This is a genomic window from Solwaraspora sp. WMMD406 (assembly GCF_029626025.1).
GTDB lineage: Bacteria > Actinomycetota > Actinomycetes > Mycobacteriales > Micromonosporaceae > Micromonospora_E.
In genome coordinates, this window is sequence record NZ_JARUBF010000001.1 from 3,677,098 (window position 1) to 3,692,251 (window position 15,154).

The following is a 15,154-nucleotide window of genomic DNA, read 5'->3' on the forward strand; positions in this document are numbered from 1 at the left end:
GTTTGCGATGGGAACTCCGGGGTAGCGCAGGTACCAGGGAAGACCCGAGCGGAACTCGAGGAGCACAGGATGGACGACCGGACCAAGGTATCGGTGATCTACTACAGCGCCACCGGAACGACGTACGCGATGGCGCAGGCAGCGGTCGAGGCGGCGGAGAAAGCCGGTGCCGAGGTGCGGTTGCGCAAGGTTCGAGAGCTGGCGCCGGATGAGGCGATCCGGTCCAACTCCGGATGGCACGCCCACCGACTGGAGACCCAGGACGTGATGGAAGCCGAGATCGACGACCTCGACTGGGCCGACGCGGTCGTGTTCGGCACCCCGACCCGGTACGGGGTGATGGCCGCGCAACTCAAGCAGTTCATCGATTCCAGTGGGCCGTTGTGGGCCAAGGGCGCACTTGTCGACAAGGTGTTCTCGGCGTTCTGCTCGACCGCGACCGCGCACGGCGGGCAGGAGGCGACACTGACCTCGCTGTTCAACGTCTTCTACCACTGGGGCGGCATCGTGGTCACACCCGGTTACGTCGAGCCGAGTCAATTCGTCGGTGGGAACCCGTACGGCGGGTCGCACACCAGCAACAACGGCGAGATCCCGCCGGACGAGGCCGCCCTGACCGCGACGTCGTTGACCGCGCGGCGGGCGACCGAGCTCGCGACCGTCCTCAAGCGGGGCCGCGCGGCGAGCTGACGCCAACCGGACTGGCCCCGGCGATCTGGTCCGGCGGACGCGGTGCGCAAGGGAAAGGGGGACCGGCGGTCCGAACGGGGGCTCTCGACCCGCCCGGGACCGCCGGTCCCCCTCCTGCTACCCCGCCGGGCGGCGACTATGCGTACGGGACTCCGCCGACCTCCGGCGCGGGCGTCTCGGTGAGCAGACCGGTCAGCAGGTCACCGAGGATGATCGACCCGTCCGGACTGAGTACGGACTCCGGGTGGAACTGCACACCGGCGAAGCGGTCCGACCGCAGCGCGTGCACGGCACCGTCCGCGCCGTCCCGGCTGCACCGCGTCCGACCGTACGGGGTCGGCACGGTGTCGGCGTCGGCGAACGCGGTGAAGCTGGCGTAGAAGCCGACCCGACGCGGCGTACCAAAGAAGTCGATCTCCCGCTGCAGTCCCTGGTACGGCATCGGCCGGCGGCGTACCGGCAGCCCCAACCGGTCGGCCAGGAGTTGATGACCCAGACAGACGCCGAGCAACGGGTGCCGGTGGCGCAACGCCCGCTCCACCAGCCGACCCAGTTCGCGGATCCGGGCCTCGGTCGGATCGCGGGGATCGCCCGGCCCGGGCCCGACCAGGACCAGTTCGCCGGCGGCCAGGTCCAGCGCACCGGCCTCGGTCCACGGCACCACCACGACCTCGACCCCCAGTGCCCGCAGCAGATGCGTCAACATCCCGGTGAAGCTGTCCTCCCCGTCGACCATCACGATCCGGCGGTCGGCGAGCGCGGGTCGGGTCAGCGCGCCGGGTGCCCGCTGATCAAGCCAGAACCGGGCCAACCGGTCGTTGCGGGCGGCCAGCGCCCGACGTACCGCTGGATGATCGAGCTCGACCACGCCGGTGGTGGCCGCGTCACCGACGGCGGTGATGGTGGAGTGCCTGGCGGTGTCCGCCGCCCGAGGACCGGGGGCCAGACCCAGCGCCGTGAGTACCGCTGCGGCCTTGGCGTACGTCTCCGCGACCTCCCCGGCCGGGGAGGAGTGCCGGACCAGCGTCGCTCCGACCGGGACCGCGATCCGCCCGTCCAGGCTGATCTCGGCGGCCCGGATCAGGATCGGCGCGTCCAACGTCTGTTGCCCGTGCCGGTCGTGGCCGAGCAACGCCAGCACACCCGCGTAGTAGCGGCGTCCCTGCGGCTCGTATCGCGCGATCACCCGGCACGCGTTCTCGATCGGGCTGCCGGTGACCGTCGGGGCGAACATCGTCTGGCGGAGCACCTCCCGTACGTCGTGGCAGTTGCGTCCGGCCAGCAGGTACTCGGTGTGGGTCAGCCGGGACATCCGCTTGAGGTACGGCCCGATCACCTGGCCCCCGTGCTCGGCCACGGTGGCCATCATCTTCAGTTCCTCGTCGAGCACCATGTACAGCTCGTCGACTTCCTTCGGGTCGTCGAGGAAGGCCCGGAGCGTCTCGGCGTCGGGAGGTCCGTCGGGGTGCCGCAGGGTGCCGCTGATCGGGTTCATCATCGCCAGGCCGTCGGTGACGCTGACATGCCGTTCCGGGGTGGCACCGACCAGGATCCGGGTGCCGGTGTAGACCAGGAACGTCCAGTACGCCCCGTGTTCGTCGCGCAGCAGCCGGCGGAGCGCGCACAGGCCGGCGGTCAACGCCGCTGACCGCAGCCGCCCCGCCTCGGCCCTACCGTCGGCGTCGGCACCGTAGTCGTCGTCGCGGCGGCCGTCGTCGGCCAGCCGGGCCTGGAACACCCGACGCAGGACGAAGTTGGCGCCCGCGCCCGCGCCGATCTCCTCCCGCAGAACCCGCCGTACCAGGTCGGCGTAGGCGTCGTCGGCGATGTCGAAGCCGGCGGCGACGGTAGCCGGCGCGGCGGTCGGCAGGGCCGCGACGAGGTCGGCCATCGGCAGCCGACGGTAGCCCTCGACGAGCAGGCACTCCAGCGGAGCGCCGTCGTCGACGTGGGCGAAGCCGCGTTCGCCGATCTGCCGGTAGGGGACCACGGCCAGGGTCGCGGTGGCCGGATGGGGCCCGGTGGGCAGCGGGACGTCGGCGAGCCGATCGACCTGCTGCCGTACGCCGGTCAGCAGTTCGGCCTGTCCCTGGTCCGCGCGGTGCAGCAGCGCGAACGGACCAGGGTCGACTGCCGCGTCGACGCTGGCCAACACGTCGGCGAGGGAGGTGGGAGGAGATGTCAACATGGGTTCCTCGGGACGGGGCGGCCCGACAAAGGGCCGTACGGGGAACCCGGCTGGCCGCCTCGACGGGCGGCCGGTGGATACGCGCTAGACGCGGGGCGGGGCCGCCAGATCGGCGGTCCGCCAGCAACGATTGAGCGCGAGCATGCCGACAGCGTACCGGTCGGGTCGGCCGCTGGGTACCGTGATGCGCGATGAGCATCCTCGCACTCGATCTCGGCACCTCGTCGGTACGTGGCCTGATCCTCGACAACGCGGCGGTGCCGCTGCCGGGAGCCCTGGCCCGGCGGAAGGTGGCGTTGGCCGTCGACCGTGACGGCGCCGCCACCCTGGACCCCGCCGACTACCTGGCCGCGTTGATCGACTGCGTCGACGATCTCGCGCAGGCGGGCCGGCTCGACGGCGTCGAACTGGTCGCCACCGCCGCCCAGTGGCACTCGGTGCTGCCGTTGGACGCCACCGGCGCGCCGATCGGACCGTTGATGACCTGGCTGGACACCCGGCCGACGGTGCTGCCCGGCGCGCCCCGACCGCAGGACGACGCGGACTTCCACCGCCGTACCGGCACGTGGTGGCACCGGTTCTACTGGACCGTACGGCTGCCGTGGCTGCGCCGGCACGGGGCCGACCGCCCGGTGCGCTTCGTCGGTCTGCCCGAGTTCGTCTTCGCCGACCTGCTCGACACGGCACCGATGTCCGTCTCGCAGGCATCCGGTACCGGCCTGCTCGACCTGGTCACCCTGGACTGGGACGCCGAGGCGTGCCAGCTCGCCGGGGTACGCTCGGGTGAGCTGCCCGACCTGGCCGCCGCGGACTGGCGTGGCCGGCTGCGGGACGGGTACGCCCGCCGCTGGCCGGCGCTGGCGGAGGTGCCCTGGACAGCGGCGATCGGTGACGGTGCCGCGTCCAACATCGGGTCCGGGTGCGTCGACGCGAGCAGGGCGGCGGTCACTGTCGGCACCTCCGCCGCCGTACGCCTGGTGCAGGCCGCCCCGGCCGGGGTACCGCTTTCGCCGTTGCCGGACAACCTGTGGCGATACCGGGTCGACCACACCCGCATCGTGACAGGTCGGGCGTACTCGGCCGGTGGCAACCTCTACGGCTGGGCGAACCGGGAGCTGCGGCTGCCGCGCGGCGCCGAGCTGGACCGGGCGTTGGACCTGATCGAACCCGGTGAAGGCGTACCGGCCGACCCCCGTTTCGGCGGTGACCGCCCGCCCGGCCGGGCCCCGGCCGGTGCCGGTGAGCTGCGCGGACTCGGGTTCGGCACGACGGCGGTGGACATCCTCGCCGGCCTGATGGAAGGGGTCTGCAAGCAGGTCGCCGGCGACCTGGACAGCCTGGAGTCTACGGTGGATGGATCGGTCGACGAGGTGATCCTCGGCGGCGGCGCGCTCGCCGCCTCCCGATGGTGGCGGCGAGCCTTCGGAGTGGTCCTCGCGCCCCGGCAGGTGCGGTACATGCCGGATCCCGAGGTGGGAGCCACCGGAGCCGCGCTGGTGGCCCTCGGCCGCCTCGACGGCCCGGGACCGCTCACCGACATCGGCCAGACGGACGATGCCGACTCGGCGACTAAGTCAGCGCCCGGTCAGCCGCTGTATCCTTCGTGAGTCTTCCCGCAGGTCGCCGCGTTGACAGCGCGACAGAGCCTGATTGGATGGACTCCGCTCCTCGGCCCGGCCGGCGTCGAGGACAGCGCGAGGAGGCGTGGTGGTTGCTCCCGGTGGCCCATCCGACAGCATGGTGCCCAACCATCGCCGCCGGCTGACCGACAACGGTGGCGTGGTACCCCACCGGCGCCGACTGCGGTTGCGCCCCCGGGACTGGCGGATGGGCACCAAACTCACCGCCGTGTTGATCATCCCGTCGGTCGCCTTCCTGGTGGTCGCGTCGGTGCAGACCGGATCGCTGGTCGGTCAGGCCACCGTGCTCAACGGATTCGCCAGCCAGGTCGAGGTCGGCAGCCAGATCACCGCGCTGGTCCACGAACTTCAGCAGGAACGTGACCGTTCGGCCGGGGAACTCGCCGCGCGGCAGGACGCGCCCGCCCGGTTCGACCCGGTGGTGAGCGCCGAGACGCTGCAGGCGCACTACGACGCCGTCGACCGCCGGATCACCGACTTCCGGGCCGCCGCCGAGCCGCTGGTCAGCGCGGACGCCGCCTGGCAGGTGGCCTACAGCCGGGTCAGCGAGTCGCTGGACCAACTGCCGTCCCTGCGGGCCTCGGTCTCCGGCGGCGTGGTCGGCGCGGACACCGTCTTCGGCAACTACACCCGGGCGATCGACGCGCTCCTCACCCTGCTCGCCGAGCCGTCCCCCGGGGTGGACCGACCCGATCTGACCCAGGCCGTGCTGCGGTACGTCCAGATCGCCCGGGTGAAGGAGTTCGGATCCCAGATCCGGGCCCGGCTCTACGCCGCCGCCCGCGTCGGCCAGTACGGACCCGAGGACCTGGTGGAGCTGACCGATCTACGGGCCCAGCAGCTGACCGCGCTCGCCGAGTTCCGGGTGACCGCGACCAACACCCAGATCGCCCGCTACCAGCAAGCCACCGCCGACGCACGGTTCGGGGCCGCCGTCGCGCTGGAGGAGACCACGATCGCCGGTGGCGCGGCGAGCCCGGCGGTACTCGAGCCGGACCAGTGGTGGACCGCCAGCCAGGACCGCCACCAACTGCTGCGCGAGGTCGAATCGGCCGTCCTGGACAACGCGATCAGCCAGGCCGACGCGCGGAGCACCCAGCAACTGCGGCAGACCCTGCTGGTCGCCGGCGCGGTGCTCGGCGTCTTGTTCATCGCGCTGCTCACCTCGGTGGCGATCGGTCGGTCCATCGCCCGTTCGCTGCGGACCCTGCGGAGCCAGGCGCTCCAGGTCGCGCAGCTCGACCTGCCGGACGCGCTGCAGCGGCTCCGTTCCGTAGAGGCCGGCGTGCCGCAGATCGAGGTGGCACCCGCCGCGGTCCGTACCCGCGACGAGGTCGGCGAGGTGGCGGAGGCGTTCGTCGCGGTGCACCGCAGCGCGGTCACCGTCGCCGTCGAACAGGCGGTGATGCGGCGCAACGTCAACGCGATGTTCGTCAACCTGGCGCGGCGTAGTCAGGTGCTGGTCGAACGCCAACTCGAACTGCTCGACGAACTCGAACGCGACGAGGGCGACCCGGACCAGTTGGACAACCTCTTCAAGCTCGACCACCTCGCCGCCCGGATGCGCCGTAACGACGAAAGCCTGTTGGTGCTGGCCGGCACCGAGGCCAGCCGCCGCTGGAGCCAGCCGGTGGCCCTGTCTGCTGTCACCCTCGCGGCCGGCGCCGAGATCGAGCACTATCCCCGGATCCGGCACGACGTGGAGGAGCACCTGTACATCGTCGGGCACGCCGTCGGTGACCTCGTCCACCTGCTGGCCGAGTTGCTGGAGAACGCGACCGCATTCTCCCCGCCGTACACCAACGTGCACGTCACCGGATACGAGTACGCCCCGAGCGCGGTCCTGATCGAGGTCACCGACGAAGGCATGGGCATGTCCGCCGAGGCGCTCGAGCAGGCCAACGCGACCCTCGCCGAACCCCCGGCGGCGGACGTGGCCGCCTCGGAACGGATGGGACTGTTCGTGGTCAGCCATCTGGCGGCCCGGCTCGGCGTACAGGTGCGGTTGCGGCCCGCCGAGCGTGGACTCGTCGCCAACGTCTGGCTGCCAGCGTCCGTACTCGCCCCCGCACCGCACACCGACGACCAACCGGGCAGGAATCCCGCCGCCGCCGGTCGCCGGGCCAGCGATTATCCGACCCGGGAGATCCGAGCGGTCGGGGCGGCGCTGCGCGCCAGCGTGGGCGAACCGGTCGCGGGTCGGGCACCCGGGGCACCCGGCGGCTATCCGCCCGCCTTCGCCGCCCCCTCGTTCACCGTGCCCGCTCCACCGCCGGCGAACCGGCCCGAACCCGCCCGGCACCCGGTGTCCGGCGACCACCCGCCGCGCCTGGTGCCGGCACCCCGGGCGGCGCCGGCGTTGCCGGCGGCCCCAGCGGCCGGCCCGGACCGCACCGGCACGGTCCGGCGCGGAAACCGGCGGAACACACCGACCCGGGCCGAGGACATCCTCGCCTCCGCTGCCGGTGGTGCCGCCGCCAGCGGCAGCGTCTGGTGGGAGCGGCAGCGGGGACCCGTCGCCCCACTGCCACCGACTCCGGCCCCGGCCGTGGTGCCGGTCACGGCGGGCACCAGCAGCAAGGGCCTTCCGGTACGGGTGCCGATGGCATCGTTGCCGGTGGCCGCCGAACCCCCCGTCCCCGCGCCACGGGACGAACCGGATCCGGATGCGGTGAGCAGCATGCTCTCCAGCTTCTATGGCGGCATCCGGCGGGCCGAAGCAGAGCAGACCACCGAGATGACCCTGGCGCCGGTCGGCCGCCGGGGCGAGGAGGAACAGCAGTGACGACGCTCAGCCAAGAGGCACGTGACCTGAGCTGGTTGGTGAGCGCGTTCGCCGAACGCGTTCCGGGGGTGGCGCACGCGATCGTCGTGTCCTCCGACGGGCTGCTGGTAGCCGTGTCGGATCATCTGCCCCGAGACCACGCCGACAAGCTCTCTGCGGTCACCTCCGGGTTGATGAGCATCACGACCGGAGCCGCCCAGATGTTCGACAACGACGTGGTCAAGCAGACCGTGGTCGAGATGGGCCGAGGGTACTTCTTGATCATGAACATTCGGGACGGCTCGATCCTCGCCACCCTGGCCGCCAGCGACGCCGACATCGGGGTCGTCGGCTACGAGATGGCCAGGCTCGCCAAGCAGGCGGGCGAGATGTTGACCCCGGCGTTGCGCGCCGAACTGCAGCAGGCGCTGCCACGGTGATCGGCGTGGTACGGTGATCGGCCAGGGCACGGCCGCGTCGGTGGGCCCGTCGCCGGTACGGTCGGCCTGACCGGCACTGCCTCGGTGTGCCGGCCTCGGTGCGCGTCGGCCAGGCCTCGCCGGGGACGTCAGTCGACCAGGTCGGCGACGAGGGACGCCAGCATCAGGTCGAGCTGGATCGACAGCGCGGCCTCGACGGTCCCCTCCTGGCGGTGCCCGGCCAACTGCCGGCGTAGCCGGGCAACGTGATCGCGGATCTCGGCTACGCTGGTCCCCTCGGCGACCGTCGCGCGGAGCCTGTCGGCCGTGTCCCGCAGGTCGGCGGCGGCGTCGGCGCGGATCCGCCCGGTCGTCGACGCGTCCGCGACCAGCAGGTCGAACTCGTCGACGAGCAACGCGGCGTTGGCCAGCAGATCGGGCGTCGCCATGGTGGGGTCCGGTGATCGACCGGCCGACGACGGCGTCGGGGTGACCGCGACGGGGGAGGGCGGACCCGCGAGCTGCTCGTGGGCGGATGGCGGTGACACCAGGAAGGCGGTCGCCACGATCGCGAGCGCCATCACGGCGGCGGCTGCCGCTCCGCAGAGCCCGACCAGGGCCAGCATCGACCGGGGCCTGGCCCCGGTCCGGCCGGGCCACCCGGCGGCCGGGTCGTCGCGTTCCGGGTCGTACCGTTCCGGGTCGTACCGGTACCGGTCGAGATGGACGTCGGCCTCGTCGTACCGGTCCAGATGGACGTCGGCCTCGTCGTTCCGGGCCGAGGCCAGCCCGTGCGGTCCGACCGGCGCCTCGACCAGCGTACGACCGCCTCGCGGCTGACGGGCTGCGGTCGGTCTCGGCAGCGGAAACTCGACCACGACACCGAGCGCGTCGCGCAGCGCCACGGCGACTTCACTGGCGGCCGGCCGGCTGGTCGGCTCCTGACCCAGACAGGACAGACAGAGATCGGTCACCGCGGTCGGCAGGCCGTCGACAGCCGGCCGAGCCGGCAGGTCGTAGCGGCTCAGCCGGGCGGCTGCCTCCTGCCAGTTCCGCACCGCGACCGGCGGCGACCCGGTCAACATCTCGTAGCAGAGCGCGCCCAGGGCGTAGACGTCGGCGGCGGGATGCGCGGGTCCGTGCTGGAGACGCTCCGGGGCGGCGTACGTCGGGGTGCCGAGGAGCCAACCGCCGTCCGGTTCCGGCCTGCCGTCGGCGACCGCTGCGATACCGAAGTCGAGGATCTTGGCGCCGCTGGTGGTCAGCATGATGTTGCCGGGTTTGATGTCGCGGTGCACCACGCCGATCCGGTGCGCGGCGGCAAGACCGCTGGCGACCTGCGCGGTCAGCCAGGCCGCAGCCGGCCAGGGCAACGGGCCTCGGGTGAGCCGGGCGGCGAGATTTTCTCCCTCGACCAGTTCGAGAACGAGGTAGGGCAGCGGTGGATCGCCACCGTCGATGTGCGCTTCGCCGTAGTCGTACACCTGGGTGACGTTCGGGTGGGTGATCCGGGCGGCGGCGCGTGCTTCCCGTCGACACGCCGCTCGCAGACCGGCGGCGATCGGCGGGGTCAACACCTTCACCGCGACGGGCCGGTCCAACAGGTCGTCGCGGGCGCGCCAGACCTCGGACATCCCGCCCAACCCGATCCGTTCGCTCAGCACGTACCGCCGGTCGAGTCGGAGGCCGCAAGGGAGGACCATGGCCCCAGTCTGTCCCTGGCCCGGCGCCCCGCGCGTGGTTTCGCTGTCACCGACCGACAGGTTCCATCCGTCGGCTGACCCGCCCGTCGAGCTGGCTCTCGGGTCGCGTCAGCCGCAGCCTTCGATCCGGTTCAGATCGCGTGTTCGGCGATCACCTGCCGGTACCAGCGGGCGCTGCTCTTGAAGATCCGCCGCTGGCTCGGGTAGTCGACGTAGATCAGTCCCCAGCGCTGGTCGTACCCCTCAGCCCATTCGAAGTTGTCCATCAACGACCAGACGTGATAGCTCTCCACGGGTACCCCGGAGCTCATCGCCCGGTGCACGGCCGCGAGATGGTCGCGGATGAAGTCGATCCGGCCCTGATCGTGCACGGTGCCGTCGTCACTCAACCGATCCGGCGTGGGCAGCCCGTTCTCGGTGATGGTCACCGGCACCTCGCCGTAGTCGCGGTGCACCCGGGTCAGGACGTCGTACATGCCGTCCGGGTGGATCTGCTGCCAGCTCGCCTCCGACGTCGGCCAGCGTCGCACCGTCGTACCGCTGCCGGTGACGTACAGCGGTGTGTAGTACTGGACCGCGAGCAGGTCGATCGGGGCCGAGATGACGGCCAGGTCGCCATCCTTGACGCCTCGGCGCATCCGGCTGTCCGGCCCCAGGTCGTGCAGCACGTCCGCCGGGTAGCTGGCCAGGAAGATCGAGTCGAGGTAGAGCCGGTTCTCGTAGCCGTCGTAAAGCCGGGCCGCCGCGGCGGCCTGCGGGCTGTCGTCGGCCGGGTAGCACGGGTGCAGGTTCAACGCCGGCCCGATCCGGCCGGCCGTGTTCGTCGCGCGTAGTGCCTGTACGGCGAGCCCGTGTGCCAGCTGCAGATGGTGCGCGACCAGGTACGCGGCCTGCGGGTCCGGCAGTCCGGGCGCGTGGTGTCCGGTGAGGTATCCGTTCTGGACCACGGTCTTGGGCTCGTTGATGGTCAACCAGACCGGTACGTCGGTGCCGAGCGCCTCGAACAGGATGGTGGCGTACTCGGCGAAGCGGTAGGCCACGTCGCGCGATTCCCAACCGCCGGCGTCCTGCAGCGCCTGCGGTAGATCCCAGTGGAACAGGGTGGCCATCGGTTCGATGTCGCGTTGCCCGCAGGCCGTCGACCAGTCGTCGGTAGAAGTCCAGGCCACGCTGGTTGGGGCGGCCGGTGCCGTCGGGCTGGATCCGGGGCCAGGCGATGGAGAACCGGTAGCTGTGCAGGCCGAGTTCCCGCATCAGGTCCAGGTCGTCGGCGTACCGGTGGTAATGGTCGGCGCCGACGTCGCCGGTCTCCCCGCCCCGGATCCGCCCCGGGGTGTGGCTGAACGTGTCCCAGACCGACTCGCCACGGCCGTCCTCTTTGGTCGCACCTTCGATCTGGTACGCCGAGGTCGCCGCACCCCAGCGGAACCCGGCGGGGAAACGCAGTCCGAGCTGTCGCTGCGTACCCGCTGTCGGCTCGACGGCCGGATCGTCGGACCCGCCGGCGGTGGCCGACGGCGCTTCTGGCCGAGCGGACCGTTCGGCGGTGGAGGCACCTGCGGTGGAGGCACCTGCGGATCGGTCGCCGGCGGAGCGGGCGGCGGCGGATCGTTCAGCCCGGCGCGACAGATGACGGCGGGTGAGTACGGCCATCGGGCTCTCCTCGAAAGTGGTGGTCCCATCCACTGCTGGTGCTTCAGTGGCGCTTCCGAGGCGGCGGTAGCGTCGCGAATCCGGGGATGGGCTGGGGCGTGCGGGCGACGACATCGGCCGTACGGGTACGGCGATCGTCGCGACCCACGAGCCGCGCCGGCGCGACAAGGGCAGGTGCCGGTATCGCTCGGCGGTCGACCGGTCGGGCGAGATCAGGTGGCGGGTCGACCGATTCCCCGCCGAGGTGGGGAAAGCAATGTGGGGACGGGGAGGGCAACCCCCGTCCCCACCATCAGTTGCTCACACGCACGAGCGGTTTGGCGTCCAGGTCGTGCGTGTCGCGCGGGAGCCGGGCCACGCGAGTGGCTCTGGTTCCACCTCCTCTCGCGGTGGTGTCTCGAGCCGTCGACGAAAGTCCGGGCTGGCCCGTCGACAGCTGTCCGACCGTAGCGGTGTGCCCCCGCCGGGGCGGCGGTCCACCGCAGACATGATGTTGTCCTCTGCCACGTTGCTACTTCCATCGATGGAAGCGCTCCCATCGACGTTGGTTTTGGACTGTAGTCTCCGTCACGGGTTTGTGAAAGACCCAAAACGAGATCGAAACATGTCGTCGTCGGTCGGTGTCGGGTCGCACGGTGGGCCTGTCGGTCATCGTGGCAGGTCAGAGCTGTTCCACCGAGGCTCAGCGGAGATGCCATCGGCGGGACACTTGCTGCGGGAGCGCTCCCATGTAACACTGGCGACCATCGCGGGTGGGAGCCAACAGACCGCGCGAAGCGGGCCGCCGAGGGCAGCCGACCACAGGTCGGGACGGCGCGTCGCAGTCAACCGGAGCCGCCGCTGCGGCGCACTCCGTCGTTAGGCATCCCCGGTCCGGGACGGGTCCCCACACATCCGGCGCCATGCGTCCCACGCGCTGCTCCACGACATCGCCCACCGCGCATAAGGCGCCAAGCCGAGGCGTACCCCTGTTCGACTCGGCCTGGTTCGCGAGGAGAACCCCGCACATGAGATTGACCGCGACGAGACGACGGCTGGCGATACTCGCCGCCGGCGTGATGGTCGTCGGAGGTGTCGCCGTCGTCCCCGGCGTCGCCAACGCGGCCACCGCCTGCAACGTCGTCTATGCGACCAACGACTGGAACAACGGCTTCACCGCCAACGTGACGATCGAGAACCTCGGTGACCCCCTCACCGGTTGGACCTTGCGTTTCGAATTTCCCGGCAGTCAGCGGGTGACCCAGGGCTGGTCGGCCAACTGGACACAGTCCGGCAACGTGGTGACCGCCACCAACGCCGCCTGGAACGGCAACCTGGCCACCGGTCAGTCCACGAACATCGGCTTCAACGGTTCGCACACCGGGTCCAACCCCAAGCCGACATCGTTCTCCATCAACGGCGTGACCTGCAACGGCGCGCAGCAGAACCAGCCGCCGACCGTCGGTCTGACCGTCCCGGCCGGCCCGTTCGTGGCACCTGCCGACGTGCCGCTGACCGCCACCGCCAGCGACCCCGACGGCACCATCGCCCGGCTCGAGTTCTACCGCAACGGCCTGCTGGTCAACACCGACACCACCAGCCCGTACCAGTACGTGCTGGAAGACCTGCCGGCCGGCAACTACACGGTGCAGGCCAGGGCGTACGACAACGCCGGTGCCAGCGCCACCGCCGAACGCGCGTTCACCGTCGGCCAGGCCAACCCCGGACCGACCCTGGTGGCCACCCCGTCGTCGGTGAGCGTCGAGGAGGGCGGCAGCGCCACCTTCAACCTGCGGCTGAGCTCCGCGCCGACCGGCAACGTCCCGGTCAGCCTGGCGATCTCCGGTGACAGCAGCATCACCCGTACGCCGTCGTCGGTCACCCTCACCCCGAGCAACTGGAACACCGGGGCGACGGTCACGGTTTCGGCCGCCGAGGACAGCGACACGGTCAGTGGTACGGCCACGATCACCGCCACGGCGAGTGGACTGGCCCCCTTGGCCATCGTGGTCACCGAGATGGACAACGACTCGCCCGGTGGCGGCGACAACGAGTACATCGAGCGCTTCCTGGAGCAGTACGGCAAGATCAAGAACTCGGGCTACTTCAGCCCCGAGGGCGTGCCGTACCACTCGATCGAGACGCTGATCGTCGAGGCGCCCGACCACGGCCACGAGACCACCTCCGAGGCGTTCAGCTTCTGGATCTGGCTGGAGGCCAACTACGGCCGGGTGACCGAGAACTGGGCGCCGTTCAACAACGCGTGGACCGTGATGGAGCAGTACATCATCCCGGGCACCGCCGACCAGCCGACCGCTGGCGTCGCCGGCACCGCGCAGTACGCCGCCGAGTACCTGCAGCCCAACCAGTACCCGTCCCGGCTCAACCAGAACGTGCCGGTCGGCACCGACCCGCTGCGCAACGAACTGCAGTCGGCCTACGGCACCGGTGAAATCTACGGCATGCACTGGCTGCTCGACGTCGACAACGTGTACGGCTTCGGCCACTGTGGCGACGGCACCACCCGCCCGGCGTACATCAACACCTTCCAGCGCGGCCCGCAGGAGTCGGTCTGGGAGACCGTGCCGCAGCCGTCCTGCGACACCAAGGTCCACGGCGGCCCCAACGGCTACCTCGACCTGTTCGTGGCGGAGGACAACGCTCCGGCCTCGCAGTGGAAGTACACCAACGCCCCCGACGCCGACGCCCGGGCCATCCAGGCCGCCTACTGGGCGCTGATCTGGGCCGAGGAGCAGGGCAACGAGGACGAGATCGCGCAGACCATCGCCAAGGCCGCCCGGATGGGTGACTACCTGCGGTACGCGATGTTCGACAAGTACTTCAAGCGGATCGGTAACTGTGTCGGCGCGACCAGCTGCCCGGCCGGCACCGGAAAGGACTCCGCGCACTACCTGATGTCCTGGTACTACGCCTGGGGTGGCGCGACCGACACCTCGGCGGCGTGGTCGTGGCGGATCGGCTCCAGCCACAACCACTTCGGCTACCAGAACCCGTTCGCGGCCTGGGCGCTGACCAACGTTCCCGAGTTGCGTCCGCGTGGCGCCACCGCCGTTCAGGACTGGACCCAGAGCTTCACCCGGCAGATGGAGTTCTACGAGTGGCTGCAGTCCGCTGAGGGCGCGATCGCCGGTGGTGCCACCAACAGCTGGAACGGCTCGTACGCCCAGCCGCCGGCCGGCACCCCGACCTTCTACGGCATGTACTACACGGAGCACCCGGTCTACCACGACCCGGGCAGCAACGAGTGGTTCGGCATGCAGGTCTGGTCGCTGCAGCGGGTCGCCGAGGTCTACTACGTCACCGGTGACGCCCGGGCCAAGCGGATCCTCGACAAGTGGGTGCCGTGGGCCATCTCGCACACCGAGATCGGCACCGGCGGGGACTTCTCGATCCCGTCGACCATGGAGTGGACCGGCGCGCCGGACACCTGGAACCCGACCAACCCGGGCGCCAACAACAACCTGCACGTCGAGGTCGTCGGTACCGGTCAGGACGTCGGTGTCGCCTCGGCGTACGCCCGGACCCTGATGTGGTACGCGGCCGCCTCCGGCGACACCGAGGCGCGCGACACCGCCAAGGGCCTGCTGGACGCGTTGTACGCCAACGCCGACGCCCAGGGCTCCTCCACGGTGGAGACGCGGGGCGATTACCGTCGCTTCGACGACGTCTACAACGCCTCCACCCAGCAGGGCCTCTACGTCCCGAACGGCTGGTCCGGGACCATGCCCAACGGCGACGTGATCGAGCCGGGTGCCAGCTTCCTCGACATCCGCTCGTTCTACCTGGACGACCCGGACTGGCCGAAGGTCGAGGCGTACCTCAACGGTGGGCCGGAGCCCGAGTTCCGCTACCACCGGTTCTGGGCACAGGCCGACCTGGCGATGGCGTACGCCGACTTCGGTCACCTGTTCCCGGACGCCTGATGGACCGGTGTCCGGGTGGGCGGCCGGCCCCGTCCCCCCGGACACCCTGAACACGCCTGAACCGTTCCACCAGCTCCATTAGGTACCACCGCACCACCGCACCGGTGCGGCGTCGGGCTCCCCGAGTCCCGATGCCGCACCGCCCAGACGGCCTGATTCCCACGGTCAGGCCCG

The 15,154-nt window shown here is 71.0% G+C and carries 7 protein-coding genes and 1 pseudogene; 5 read left to right on the forward strand and 3 right to left on the reverse strand.

Features of this window, described 5'->3' with window-relative positions; genetic code table 11:
- Nucleotides 1–69: 69 nt before the first annotated feature.
- The gene (gene wrbA / locus O7632_RS16475) at nucleotides 70–690 is read left to right on the forward strand and encodes an NAD(P)H:quinone oxidoreductase (protein ID WP_278115363.1); all 621 of its coding nucleotides are present in this window, start codon (nucleotides 70–72) and stop codon (nucleotides 688–690) included.
- A 136-nt stretch (nucleotides 691–826) separates the two neighbouring features.
- Here wrbA and O7632_RS16480 read toward each other — a convergent pair whose 3' ends face one another.
- Nucleotides 827–2,875 (reverse strand): anthranilate synthase family protein, encoded by a 2,049-nt coding sequence (locus tag O7632_RS16480; RefSeq protein ID WP_278115365.1) that lies wholly within the window; start codon nucleotides 2,873–2,875, stop codon nucleotides 827–829.
- Nucleotides 2,876–3,069: 194 nt separating this feature from the next.
- Here O7632_RS16480 and O7632_RS16485 point away from each other — a divergent pair, with 194 nt between their 5' ends.
- From O7632_RS16485 to O7632_RS16495, 3 genes are all read left to right on the forward strand, one after another.
- Nucleotides 3,070–4,485 carry an FGGY family carbohydrate kinase gene (locus O7632_RS16485; protein ID WP_278115367.1) on the forward strand — a complete coding sequence of 472 codons (1,416 nt, stop codon included), beginning with the start codon at nucleotides 3,070–3,072 and terminating at the stop codon, nucleotides 4,483–4,485.
- A gap of 97 nt (nucleotides 4,486–4,582) precedes the next feature.
- Nucleotides 4,583–7,303 (forward strand): nitrate- and nitrite sensing domain-containing protein, encoded by a 2,721-nt coding sequence (locus O7632_RS16490; RefSeq protein ID WP_278115369.1) that lies wholly within the window; start codon nucleotides 4,583–4,585, stop codon nucleotides 7,301–7,303.
- On the forward strand, nucleotides 7,300–7,722 hold the full coding sequence (locus O7632_RS16495; protein ID WP_278115371.1) for a roadblock/LC7 domain-containing protein: 423 nt from the start codon (nucleotides 7,300–7,302) through the stop codon (nucleotides 7,720–7,722). Before O7632_RS16490 ends, O7632_RS16495 begins: the two co-directional genes overlap by 4 nt.
- Nucleotides 7,723–7,850: 128 nt before the next feature.
- On the opposite strand, the gene O7632_RS16500 is transcribed toward O7632_RS16495, so the two are convergent.
- Nucleotides 7,851–9,404, reverse strand: coding sequence for a serine/threonine-protein kinase (locus O7632_RS16500; protein WP_278115373.1), 1,554 nt, complete (start codon nucleotides 9,402–9,404; stop codon nucleotides 7,851–7,853).
- A 131-nt stretch (nucleotides 9,405–9,535) separates the two neighbouring features.
- A pseudogene (locus O7632_RS16505) lies at nucleotides 9,536–11,057 on the reverse strand (GH1 family beta-glucosidase).
- A 1,007-nt stretch (nucleotides 11,058–12,064) separates the two neighbouring features.
- Between O7632_RS16505 and O7632_RS16510 the strand changes: the two are divergent.
- The gene (locus O7632_RS16510) at nucleotides 12,065–14,980 is read left to right on the forward strand and encodes a glycoside hydrolase family 48 protein (RefSeq protein ID WP_278115375.1); all 2,916 of its coding nucleotides are present in this window, start codon (nucleotides 12,065–12,067) and stop codon (nucleotides 14,978–14,980) included.
- Nucleotides 14,981–15,154 lie beyond the last annotated feature (174 nt).

Excerpts from the sequence above, each read along its gene's own strand:
- O7632_RS16510 (WP_278115375.1), top strand. The coding sequence starts at position 12,065 with ATGAGATTGACCGCGACGAGACGACGGCTGGCGATACTCGCCGCCGGC.
- O7632_RS16500 (WP_278115373.1), bottom strand. The coding sequence starts at position 9,404 with ATGGTCCTCCCTTGCGGCCTCCGACTCGACCGGCGGTACGTGCTGAGC.
- O7632_RS16485 (WP_278115367.1), top strand. The coding sequence starts at position 3,070 with ATGAGCATCCTCGCACTCGATCTCGGCACCTCGTCGGTACGTGGCCTG.
- wrbA (WP_278115363.1), top strand. The coding sequence starts at position 70 with ATGGACGACCGGACCAAGGTATCGGTGATCTACTACAGCGCCACCGGA.